Raw genomic sequence first — 11,258 nt, forward strand, 5'->3', positions numbered from 1 at the left:
CGGAACGCCCCTCTGTGGGACAGGATCGCGGTACTATGCAGGTGATTTGGGGTGGGCGTCAACAACAATTTCTGAAAATCGGAAGCGCTGTTCTGGATCAGGTTCAGGATGAGATCTGCGTCCTTGCGCCTCCGCGTGATCGCGCGCTTGCGGCGGAACCTGCCGTTGCCGATCCGCGCGCTACTTCAATGCGTCGATCTTGTAGGCAGCCTGCAGGAAGGCGCCGTAGCGCTCGGTGCGGACCGGCAAGCCCTGGCAAGGGCACGGCGCGCCGAAGCCGTTGGTATAGGCGGTCGGCGCCCACATCGCCCAATAGCGGCCGCCGGCGCCGACGCTGAAGGCATTGGAGATTGCATAGGACAACAGCGCCTCGAGTTGCACGCCCTGGCCGGAGCCGCTCTCCGGCGAGACGGTATCGGAGACGTCGGTGCGCAGCAGGTGGTCGTCGGTGCCGCGGAACGCCACATAGGGCAGATAGGCGGCGTCCGCGGTCAGCTTCAATCGATCGGCGAGCGTGACGACGCCGTTCAGCCCGACCCTGAGCGAGTACCATTTGTCGTCTTCGGTGATGCCGAGCGTGGACGAGGGAATGGCGGGAACGCAGTCCGAATAGGGATTGGCGATCTGGCTGCAGCCATAGGCCGACTTGTCCTCCTGATAATAGTTGAATCCGACGAAGCCGCCGACCTTGGCGCTCGGCCCGCGAAACACCGAATAGCCGACGTCGAAGGTGCCGTAGGCCAGATCTCCCGTGGTGCTGGACAGCGTGTTCGAATAGGGAACCTCGCCATTGAAGGCACCCCAATCTTCGTCATGCATGTTGCCCGACAGAATCCTGCCGCCGCCGATGAACCCCTTGACGAAGACGTTGGAGGGACTGTCGATGCGGGCAAACAGCTCGCCGGTCGCAGCAGCGGTGTCATAGGTCAGCCGCGACACCAGCAGGCCCGTCAGGCTCGCCGACTGGGTCGTCGCCAGGTCCTTCTGGAAACGGCCGGAGCTGTACCAGACCCGGCCCCCGATCTCGATCTCCGCCTCCGGAATGACCGGCGCATCCGCCGTGCCCCGCAAATGATAGTCCGACGCCGAGGGCTGCCATTGCGCATGGAGGTCTTCGCCGAGCTTGTAGTTCAAACCCAGTTTGACCGTCTGCAGGCTCTGACTGACATTGGTCGTACCGCCCGCAGTGGTGACGTAACCGTTCGGCAACGGCGGAAGCACCTGGAAATAGCTTGCGGGCGTCGCCATGCCGGCGTCGCCAAATTTCGCGTAGTCATATTCCAGCCGGAGCGACCAGGCCGGGGTCAGCGCCCGCTCGACGCCGGCACCGACCGTCCATCCCCAGCGGACGCCATCGAGGCTGCTGGGGGCATAAGGAAGCGCGCCATTGGTGGTGATATCGGTGGTCTCATCGAGCCATGCCACGCCGCCCTTGGCATAGAGCAGCGTGCGTCCGGCCTTCCCGGTCGCGAAGCCGAGGCGGCCGGTGAAGCTGCCGCCAGAGACCGGGCGGACGCGGCAGTTGGCCGATATGAAATAGCCCGAGGATGCGAGGCACGTGCCGGAGCCGTCGGCGCTCATCAGGTCGGCATCGGCCTCGACGCCGAGCACGACGGCCGCGTTCGGCGCCTGCCAGTTGTAGCCGATCTGGCCGCCGCCGACCGCAGCCGAGGTCCGCACCGTGCCGCCGAAGATGGCCGGCCCCGCCGCGTCGGAAAATGACGAATTGCCGAAACCGGCGCCGAGATGGCCGCCGAGATAGAGCCCGGTCCAGGACCACAGCACGGGCGGTGGCGATGGATAGGCCGGCATGTCGGCCGCGCTCGCCAGAGCCGAGCTCGCGAGCAGCGCGATCACCGCCGCCGATACTGTTTTCATGTCACTCAACCCAACTGGTCACGGCCGGAGCCGTTAACCAGAATGGGCAAAAATGCTTAAGAAAGGCTGAGCCTTGAGGATTGGGTAACCATGATTTTTAAGCCTCGCGCGATCCGGCGGCGGCGAGGCGGCCCGCGGCAACAAGCTTCAGGTCGCCACCGTGCGCGGCGTTTCAGATCCGGTCTCGACCGCGCCATGGCGATCGATCGCCGCATAGAACTCGGCTGGTTCGAATGGCTTGGACAGGTAGTCGTCCATGCCGGCCGCGAGGCAGATTTCGCGCTGGCCCGCCACGGCATCGCCGGTCAACGCGATGATCGGCACCAGGCGCTCCGGCCCGCCGAGTTTGCGGATCGTCATGGTCGCGGCAACGCCGTCCATCTTCGGCATGTGCATGTCCATCAGAACCAGGTCGTAGGCTTTGCGCTGCACGGCGGCAACTGCCTCCTCACCATCGACGACCAGGTCGGCGACGTGCCCACGCTTCCTCAACAGCTTGGAAATCAGGATGCGGATGAGCGGAGCGTCTTCGGCAACCAGCACGTTGAGTTGACGTCCCGCATGCGCGGTCGCCGGCCCGCCGGGAGAGGCGGACACCGCCGTTTCTCCTCGAACAGGCTCCCCCTCGATCGGCAAGCCGGTCTCTCGCCCTGCTGACAGGTCTGGCCGCGTGACCAACATCGTGTCCTACATGCGAACTCGGCGGAGCCAGAGCGCCGCCCTTTTTCAATCAGGCATTGACCTTGAGCAGCTTGTTGACTTCGGCGAGCAGGTCGGCGTTGTCGAACGGCTTGGCCAGCGTGGCGTCAGCCTTGTTGCGCGCCAGCGTGAAGGCTTCGTCGGCCGAAACCTGGCTGCCGCCGCCGGAGATCGCCAGCACCTTGGGCCGGTTGTGCATCTGCTCCAGGAACAGAAGCACTTCCATGCCGTCATGTTTCGGCATCAGCATGTCGGTGATGACCAGATCGAAGCGCGAGCCGCCCTTCAAGAGATCGAGGCCGGCACCGCCGTCGTCGGCCTCGGTCACGGTGTGCCCGGCCCGTTTCAACAGCGCGCTGACGGTGCGGCGAACGCCCTTCATGTCGTCGATCAATAGAACGGCTGCCATGGTAGTTCTCCTTCGTTTCTATGGTGTCTGGGAAACCGGGATGTAGAGCGTAAAGGTGCTGCCACGGCCCACCGTGCTGTCGACCGCGATGGCGCCCTTCCAGCCGCGCAGCACGCCGTAGGCTATCGAGAGTCCGAGACCGGTGCCTTCCCCGATCGGTTTGGTGGTGAAGAACGGCTCGAAGATTTGCGCCCTGGTCTCGGCGTCCATCCCAAGACCGGTATCGGCCACGGATATCCTGAACCAGGAGCCTGCCGCGATTCCCAGCGCCGCGGCGGCCTCCGTCATTTCGAGCCGATCGAGCCGGACCGTCAGTGTTCCGTTGCCGCCCATGGCATAGACCGCGTTGGCAGCCAGATTGGCCATGACCTCGTCCAGCTCGGTCTCATTGATGACGGCGACGCCGACCGCAGCGGCATCGATGACCTGTTCGAGATCGATGCCCGGCGGCAGCAAAGCGGCACAGCGCGCCATGCTTCGGCGCAGCGCGGCGGGGAAATCGACCGGCGCCACCGCGGGCCTGGCCTTGCGTGCGAACATCAGCATCTTGCGGACAACTTCGCGGGCCTGCTTGCCGGATTCCAGAATCATCGAGAGGTTTTCGCGGCTCTCCGTCCGCGCGTCGGCCCCTGCGGCGGGCAGGTCATCCAGCTCCAGTTCGGTCAGGCCGATGACCGGCTGCAGCAGATTGTTCAGTGCATGCGCGACGCCGCCGGCGGTGCGCCCGAGTGCTGCGAGTTTGTCATGGGAGTGCGCCGCAGCTTCGCGGCGGCGGGCTTCGGCCTCGGCGCGGTGACGTTCGGTGACGTCCCGCACGATCGCACCCGATGCCAGGCAGCCTTGTGCGTCGGTCCAGCGCGCGCGCGACACCTCGATCGGAAATTGCGTCCCATCCTTGCGCCAGCCATGACCGTTGATCGATCGCGTCAAATCTTCGCAGCCGGCCGGGGCGTCTTCGGTGGCAACCAGACCGGCAATCGGCTCGCCGACGGATCGGCCGGGTTCGAACCCGAACATCGCTTCGGCGGCGCGATTGAGGCTCGCGACCCGACCGTCGGTGTCGATGGTGACGACGGCGTTTTCGGTGGCATTGAGCAGCGCCTCGAGCTTCGCGCCTTCGCTCTGCAGGGTGCGCGCGGTGCGGCGTCCCTCGGCGACTTCCCGGTACAATTCGCCGAGCGCCGAACGGACTTCCAGCTCGTGGAGAACCTGTTCGGCGAGCGCTGACAGGATCGCCTCGTCGCGCCCATTCAATCGCCGCGGCGCCCGGTCGATCGCGCATATCGTGCCCAGCGCAAAACCGTCGGGCGTGACCAGCGGCGCGCCCGCATAGAAGCGGAGATGCATGTCGCCGGTCACCAGCGGATTATCGCAAAACCGCGGATCGCTTTCCGCGTTGGGGACCACCATGACGCTGCGGCCGCGAATCGCGTGGTCGCAGAAGGCCGTGGCGCGCGGCGCCTCCGGCGCATCGAGGCCGTAGCGGGCCTTGAACCATTGCCGGTCGGCGTCGACCAGCGAGATCAGCGCGATGGGGACGTCGAGCAACAAGGCGGCCAGCCGGACGATGCGATCGAACGCCGGCTCCTGCGGCGTATCGAGAACCTGATAGCGCCGAAGCGCGGCGAGCCTGCCGGCTTCGCCGGGGGGCGCTCCCCCGGCTGCAGGCTGCGCGCCGGATTGATGCGGCGCGGCGATCATGCCGCGGCCAGCCGGGCCATGGTGGCTTCCATGAAGCTGAGATGTTCGTGATTGAGCAGGAGCTGGATCTGGCAGCCCCCGTCGATCCGGTCGACGAAACGGCCATGCAGCGTCCGCTCCAGCCCATCGACCTGCAGCTCGAGCGGCGTTCCCACAGCCACCTGCAACGGCCCGTCGAACAGCGCCATGCCCGGCGACACCTTCGTGACCCGTCCTGTCGTGGTTCGTCCGCCCGCGGTCGCGGAAGCCGCCAGATTGACATCCAGCGCACGCAACTGCTGGCTTTCGCCGAGATCGCGCAGGGAAGAAAGAAAGTCCTGCACTTCGGTGCTCAGGATACCGGTTTCGACAGACAGGGCCTCGGTGGTCTGCTTGACCTCGGCGGCGCTGCCGCTGGTCGCGTCGACAGCGCCCTGAACCTGCTCCATGCTGCGCGTCATGCTGGCGGCATTGACCCGCACCGACTCGATGCTGCGGGCGATCTCCTCGGTCGCCGCCCCCTGCTGCTCCACCGCGGAGGCGATGGTGACCGCCGTCTCGTTGACACCGCGAATGGTGCCGGAGATCTCCTGGATGGCCTGGGCGGCGCCGTTGCTCGCCAACTGGATCGAGGCGACCTGATGAGCGATGTCGCTGGTCGCCTTGGCGGTCTGTTCGGCCAGCGCCTTGACCTCGCCGGCAACCACCGCGAAACCGCGCCCGGCCTCGCCGGCGCGCGCGGCCTCGATGGTGGCGTTCAGCGCCAGCAGGTTGGTCTGGCCGGCGATGGTGTTGATCAGCTTGACGACGTTGCCGATCTCGTCGGCCGCGTGGCGCAATTCCTCGACCTTGGTCACGACGGCCTCGGCCTGCTGCATCGCGGCGGTCGAGCCGCGCGCGGATTGGGTGGCCTGACGGCCGATTTCGGAGATCGACGTCGAGAGCTGCTGCGATGCCGTGGCCACGGCCTGAATGTTGGCTGAGGTCTGTCCGACCTCGCCCAGCACCAGCACCGCGTGGCTTCCGGTGGTCTGTGCCGCCGTTTCCAGCGAGAGCGATGTGCGGGACATGTTGGCCGAGGTGACCGACAGCGATTTGAAGGAGCCGCTCATGCTGCGGCCGAAGAAGCCGATCAGCTGGTCGACCTCCTCCTGGCGCCGGGCCAGCGCGTCCTGGGCGACCTTCTGCACTTCGGCTTCGCTGCGCGCCTTCTGCTCGGACTTGACCTTGAACATTTCGACGCCCCGCGCCATCTCGCCGACTTCGTCCTTGCGGCGCAGTCCCGGAAGCACCACGCTGAAATTTCCGTCGGCCAGCTGCTTCATTCCGTCGGTGAGGCGGGTGAGCGGCAGGGAGATCCAGCGCACGACCAGCGTTCCCACGAGCAACATGACGGCGGCCAGACCTCCGAGGACCAGGATATAGGTGTTCCTGATCGTGGCGTTGGTCACGGCCTGCGCGTCGTCCGACCCCTTGTCGTTTATTTTCAGGATCTGGTTGGTCAGGATCGCGATCTCGTCCATGGATTCGTTCAGGACCGGATCGCAGGTCTCGTGCATATGCGTCTCTGCACGGTTCTTGTCTTCCGCCTTGGCGGAGTTCGCCAATTTGATCGTTTCAGCGCAGGGTCCGTCCAAGGCGGCATTCACCTTGGCTCCAATCTGCCGCATATCGGCCTCTTTGGCCGGCATGGCTTCGCCCGCGATCTTGATCTGCTTATTGAAGAACTCCCTCGAATCGTTGATTTCCTTTGTCGCACTTTGACGCCGGTCGTCGGCCACCTCGGTGATCAGCCGGTAGATGGAGCGATTGAGGTACACCAGGTTTCGGTTGGCCCGCGCGACCGCCAGATTGGCGCGGCCCGCGCCGTCGATCAGGTCACCATAGGTGTCGTCGATGTAGCGCATCTTTCCGGTGGCGAACACTGTTGCCCCCAGCGATACCAGAGCGAGCAAGCTCATCAGCAGCAGGATCTTCGGCAATATCGTCAACTGAAGAAGCTTTGACATGGATGGATACTCTCACTCCGTAAGAACACGCTCGTCTTTGGAGCGACTCTGCCGGGACCGGACTTTCCCCATCTGCAGAGTCGCCCGCCTATTTACAGTCGGGGTCGGTCGAGTTCGGGGGGCAATCGTCGCCACGCCCCCCGCGCGCGTCCGCCGCCGCCGTGCCGAAAAGAACGAGAAACAGGACTAACAGTGATACGATCTTTCGCATGGCGCTTTCCTTGATGTGATCGCTAGACGAATTGAATGTCTTACAGGTTAAACAAGTGGCCGATCTCGAAATGAAGACCGAACAGGAAGTCATTCTTGAGGGTCCCGTAGTAACCCGGATGGATGGTGTACTGGATGTTCGGCTGCACCGTCAGCCAGTCGCTCAGTTGCGCGCGATAGGTCATTTCGAAGGTCTGCTCATAGCTGGTGATGGGAGCGCCTTGAGCGAGCTGGATCGCCTGCAGCGGCGCACCCGCGTGAGCATAGCCGGTCGCTACGCCGAACCTGTCATCGGGGCGCGAGGCGAACAGGCCGGTCACGGTCAATCCGGCGTTTACCGAGCGGTCGACATCGTTCCACTTGGGATCGGACATGCCGAAGTTGACGAAGCCGTCGACTGCGCGCTCGCCCTGGATCGTATAGAGACGGGTTGCGGCGCCGACATAGCCGCCGTCGCTGCCGCGGGCCGATTGCAACAGGCCGGCGGGAGTGAACTGGTCCTGGGTCTGGATCAGGCCGGTGTACATCCAGTAGCCTGCGATGATCTTGGTGTTCTTGATGGGTGTATAGTCGACTTCGCCGATGCCAAAGGCGCCATTTGCGCTGCTGATCGTGACCGCGTTGCTTTGCGGGTTGGTGATCGAATCCGCCATGCCGTTGACCACGGCTACCTTGACGTACAACTCATCGTTGATGATCTGTCTGACGCGGATGCCGAGCGACGTGTCGGGATAGGTCGACGGGCCGTTCAATCCCCCTGCACCGGATGCATCGAGCGCCGAGTTCCAGGAAAAGGCGCCATTGAAGAAAATGGCCATCGGCTTGGTGGTGCCGAACTCGGTTTCCAGGTCCATCACGCCGACCCGGACGTCGGTCGACTTGCCGAAGGACTGGTCGTAATACATCTGATAAAGCCGGGCCATGTTGGGGGCGAAGACATCCATGGCGCTGGGGTCCTGCACCGCTCCGACGAAGTTGGCGCCGAGCGAAGGGCCGTTATTGTAAAAGCCCGACGCGACAAAATAGCCTCCGGTCCAGCCGAACGCCTTGGCGGTATCGACCCTCAAGGTGGCCGAATAGTTTTCCATGTAGTCTTCGCCGCTCTGCAAGCCGCCCTGGTTGCCCCAGACTTCCCCGGTGTATTGCAGCTTGAGCTGATACGGCGAGGGCGTGTTGTCCGCCCAGACCTGCGCAAATGACCGCAACGGGACCGGCGTCGAGCTGTCGACCGGCGCCGGCGGCGGAGAAGCCAGCGACAGATCCGCCGCAACAACCGGCTGAGTAAGACCCCAAGTCGCGAGTAAGATACCAGCCGAGCGATAGAGAATCGTGCTGCGTGTCACAGGCCTGTTCCTTTATTGGAAAATCGACATGCGCACTGATTACAGCAAGTCATTAACCAAAGTTGCAGTTTGAAAAACGTAGAAATACTGGGATATCGAAATAATGGTTTTATAAATACTAGTGTTGCTTAAATAACATCCGTGTTGTTACTGGAATTGTCAGTTGATATCCGTGCAATTACTGGAGTTACCAAATTAACTCCGTGAAATTACTGAGACTGGCCGAATGATTGCGGGCTGCAAGGAATACGGCGTCAAGTAGCGTCACGGCGCCGACCATCAACACCGTTGCTGCAGGCGATCCGAGCGACCGGCGCGCACGCGCGTCGGCCCTTTAATTCGCGCTTAACCATCATCCGAAGTGCCACCCGGCGTTAAATTGCAATGCAAGCATCCCGGTCCAAATTGATCATGCTTGATCGGCGGCTCAAGCGTCCCGGCTTTGCGAAAAAGATTCGCAAACGAGATGCGCTGCATGAGAGGGGTCGGTCCGGCGATGCATAACAACATGAAGGCCATCTGGCCGCGGCTTCCGCGCCGGCTGTCGATCGTGCTGGCGCTGGCGCTGGCAGGATGCGGACCGCACACGACTGAACTTGCACAAAAGCAGGAGGCGCTGCCGGCGCGTTCCGAAACTCCGCTGTGCCGGCCCGATCCCGCCCTGCTTGTGCCGCAATCCGCCCCGGATTGCGCGTTCAAGGCATCCCACCTGAAGACCATCGACCCCGGCCAATGGGCGCACTTGAAAGTTGCATACGAGCTGAAATGCTATCAGGGCGCGGAAAGGCGGGTCCGCGAACGGCTGCGCGCGCTGCAGATGGCCAGCAGATGCGAGATTCAGTCCGCCAGCCGGTAGTATCTTAGCTTCGGCGTCAACGATCTTTCACAGGGCGCAATTACCATCGTGCTGCGAACGGGCGCAACGCTTGCGGCCGAACGCGCACAATTCAGTCATTTTTTCGCCCAGCTGAAATACGATCATCCCCGGCGTCAGCGCCTGTTTCTCCACGGTAAATTCGCGGCGGGAATTTCGAACGGAGATAGAGGGAAGTGCAGTAAGCGTAGCCGCGAGTAAGTAGTCCATGGAGACCCTTTACGAACTACTCGGAGCTCTTCCGAACGACGACGCGGAAGGCCTCAGAGCTGCCTTCCGCAGAGCCGTCAAGGGCGCTCACCCGGACATCAATCCGGGCGATCCGCTGGCTGCGCTGAGATTCCGGCAAATCGTTCGCGCCAGCGAAATTCTCGCCGATACCGATCAGCGCGCCGCGTATGATCATCTGCTGGAGCTCGCCCGGATCGAGCAGGTGTCGCTCTCGCGGCGCGCGGTCACCCAGGCGGTCTACCGATTCTCTTCCGCCGTTTTCGCATTCGCGGTGGTTTCGATCGTGGGTCTGGCGGGGTATGCGGTGTTCATGCACGTGTCCTCGCGATCGGGCGTCCGGCTGCAACAGCTCGAAGCCGTCGTGCGCGGCCAGGTCGAGGCTGCCTTGCGGGGCCAGCTCGCCCACGATCAAGTCTCGTACGACCAGGTCTCGCGTGAACAGGTCTCGCGCGGCGAGGTGATGGCCTCCGCGAAAGCGCCGGAAGGCATGACGACCGAATCAATTGTCGCATTCGCGCCAGTGCATGCCGGCGAGCCGCAGGCGGCGGCAGCGCCGACCGAAACGGCCGAGGCCGTGAAGGACAAAGACCCGGCGAATGAGAAGCCGAAGCTCGAGATCGCCGATGCGCCGGATCAGGCCATCGCGGCCAGCGTCGTGACCTTCCCGGCCGATACCGGTGCTGCGCTGGCGGCGATCGTCGGACCCGTTCCTCCCATGCCGCTGAGCGACGCCAAATCCTATCGGGCGCGGGGCATTTTCGCCTATCGCAACGGCGACCTGAACGGCGCGATCGCCGACTTCGATCAGGCGATCCAGCTCGATCCGAAATTTGCCGCCGCCTATATCGATCGCGGCATCGTGTTCTACCGGTTGCGCAAGTTTGAACGTGCGTTCGCCGACATTTCACAGGCGAAGCGCCTGGAGAAGGACAACCGCGGCGCCAAGACGCTTGTGCCGTCAGTGGTCAGGAAGCCGCGGCCTCCGGGCGGCATCGAACTTGGTGCGATGTCGGTCGTGCAGCGACGCCCGGTCGGACTCGATTGATTTGCCGGCCGCACCAGGCGGCCGGCTGATGCGACGTTGATCGCAACACCCTATCGGCGGTGAAACGCGCAACGCCGCCAAGCGGAGTATCTTCGCTTGGCGGCGTTGGGTTCTTCACTGGGCCGCTGAAATTTCCCAGCGCCGTTGCTCTATGCGGCCTTTGTCAGGGTTCGATGACGCCCAAGGGCCGTAATATTACGGATATCGATCATCGGCGATCGCCGTCGCGGACGACGAACGAGATGAATGTCGCGCGTCAGGCTGTTTCGTCTCGGTCGCGAGCTCCCGACTCGACGGCATGGCGGATCACATCAGGTCAGGGCGGGTCGTCCAAGACTGCCCTATCATCAGGTAGCGATCGGCCAGACCGTCGCGTTCCTGCAGGACGGGCGTTTCAAGCCGCTGTGACGGAGCTCTCGGATGGCTGTGTCTCCACCGCGGGAATGACTTTCGCGTTTGCCGCAACCCTGGCCGACAAAGACAGCAGCGCCAGCAGGGCGGCGAGGCTGAGCAGCGCGGACACGATCACGACACCCCTCCCCAGCGGTCCGATCAGCAGGCCGAAGCCCAGCGGCGCCAGCGCCTGGCAGATCCGCGACGGCGCGCCGATCAGGCCGAGCCGGTAGGCGTAGTTCTGCGGGCCGAAGATCGCCAGCGGCAGCGTGCCGCGCGCGATGGTCAGGATGCCGTTGCCGGCGCCGTGAAAGATCGCGAACACGCTGGCCGCGCCGCCGCCTGACAGCGCCAGGATGGCGGCGCCGATCGGGTGGGTGATGCAGGCGATCCGCGTCGATATCAGCGGGCGAAAGCGGCTCAGGAAACTCGCCTCCAGGATCCGGGCGATCACCTGCGCCGGGCCGATCAGCGCGCCGGCAAACAC

General features: G+C 63.8%; 9 protein-coding genes and 1 pseudogene. 2 read left to right on the top strand and 8 right to left on the bottom strand.

Annotated elements, in window-relative coordinates; genetic code table 11:
* Positions 1-180 precede the first annotated feature (180 nt).
* The 6 genes from WCB02_RS36570 to WCB02_RS36595 form a co-directional block, all read right to left on the bottom strand.
* The gene (locus WCB02_RS36570) at positions 181-1,878 is read right to left on the bottom strand and encodes an outer membrane beta-barrel protein (RefSeq protein ID WP_423966559.1); all 1,698 of its coding nucleotides are present in this window, start codon (positions 1,876-1,878) and stop codon (positions 181-183) included.
* A 147-nt stretch (positions 1,879-2,025) separates the two neighbouring features.
* On the bottom strand, positions 2,026-2,475 hold the full coding sequence (locus WCB02_RS36575) for a response regulator (RefSeq protein WP_423966562.1): 450 nt from the start codon (positions 2,473-2,475) through the stop codon (positions 2,026-2,028).
* 133 nt (positions 2,476-2,608) lie between these two features.
* Complete coding sequence (locus tag WCB02_RS36580; RefSeq protein WP_423966564.1) at positions 2,609-2,986, bottom strand: response regulator; 378 nt, start codon at positions 2,984-2,986, stop codon at positions 2,609-2,611.
* Between the two features lie 18 nt (positions 2,987-3,004).
* A complete protein-coding gene (locus WCB02_RS36585) occupies positions 3,005-4,687 on the bottom strand; it encodes an ATP-binding protein (protein ID WP_423966566.1) in 1,683 nt (560 codons plus the stop codon).
* Complete coding sequence (locus WCB02_RS36590) at positions 4,684-6,675, bottom strand: methyl-accepting chemotaxis protein (RefSeq protein ID WP_423966569.1); 1,992 nt, start codon at positions 6,673-6,675, stop codon at positions 4,684-4,686. Before WCB02_RS36590 ends, WCB02_RS36585 begins: the two co-directional genes overlap by 4 nt.
* A 251-nt stretch (positions 6,676-6,926) precedes the next feature.
* A complete protein-coding gene (locus WCB02_RS36595) occupies positions 6,927-8,228 on the bottom strand; it encodes a carbohydrate porin (protein ID WP_423966571.1) in 1,302 nt (433 codons plus the stop codon).
* Between the two features lie 475 nt (positions 8,229-8,703).
* Between WCB02_RS36595 and WCB02_RS36600 the strand changes: the two genes are divergently transcribed.
* Positions 8,704-9,084, top strand: a complete 381-nt coding sequence (locus tag WCB02_RS36600) for a hypothetical protein (RefSeq protein ID WP_423966573.1) — start codon at positions 8,704-8,706, stop codon at positions 9,082-9,084.
* A 27-nt stretch (positions 9,085-9,111) separates the two neighbouring features.
* On the opposite strand, the gene WCB02_RS36605 is transcribed toward WCB02_RS36600, so the two are convergent.
* Complete coding sequence (locus tag WCB02_RS36605) at positions 9,112-9,312, bottom strand: hypothetical protein (RefSeq protein WP_423966575.1); 201 nt, start codon at positions 9,310-9,312, stop codon at positions 9,112-9,114.
* Here WCB02_RS36605 and WCB02_RS36610 point away from each other — a divergent pair.
* Positions 9,311-10,378, top strand: coding sequence for a DnaJ domain-containing protein (locus tag WCB02_RS36610; RefSeq protein WP_423966577.1), 1,068 nt, complete (start codon positions 9,311-9,313; stop codon positions 10,376-10,378). The genes WCB02_RS36605 and WCB02_RS36610 overlap by 2 nt on opposite strands.
* A gap of 394 nt (positions 10,379-10,772) precedes the next feature.
* Here WCB02_RS36610 and WCB02_RS36615 read toward each other — a convergent pair.
* Positions 10,773-11,258 (bottom strand): annotated as a pseudogene (locus tag WCB02_RS36615) (MFS transporter); the annotation flags it as partial.

Origin of the sequence: Bradyrhizobium sp. (assembly GCF_049581145.1) — a bacterium.
In the GTDB taxonomy this organism is placed as follows: domain Bacteria; phylum Pseudomonadota; class Alphaproteobacteria; order Rhizobiales; family Xanthobacteraceae; genus Bradyrhizobium.

Bases quoted from the DNA above. Each gene is read 5' to 3' on its own strand.
- WCB02_RS36570 (WP_423966559.1), bottom strand. From the start codon at position 1,878: ATGAAAACAGTATCGGCGGCGGTGATCGCGCTGCTCGCGAGCTCGGCT.
- WCB02_RS36580 (WP_423966564.1), bottom strand. From the start codon at position 2,986: ATGGCAGCCGTTCTATTGATCGACGACATGAAGGGCGTTCGCCGCACC.
- WCB02_RS36585 (WP_423966566.1), bottom strand. From the start codon at position 4,687: ATGATCGCCGCGCCGCATCAATCCGGCGCGCAGCCTGCAGCCGGGGGA.
- WCB02_RS36590 (WP_423966569.1), bottom strand. From the start codon at position 6,675: ATGTCAAAGCTTCTTCAGTTGACGATATTGCCGAAGATCCTGCTGCTG.
- WCB02_RS36600 (WP_423966573.1), top strand. From the start codon at position 8,704: ATGAGAGGGGTCGGTCCGGCGATGCATAACAACATGAAGGCCATCTGG.
- WCB02_RS36610 (WP_423966577.1), top strand. From the start codon at position 9,311: ATGGAGACCCTTTACGAACTACTCGGAGCTCTTCCGAACGACGACGCG.
- WCB02_RS36605 (WP_423966575.1), bottom strand. From the start codon at position 9,312: ATGGACTACTTACTCGCGGCTACGCTTACTGCACTTCCCTCTATCTCC.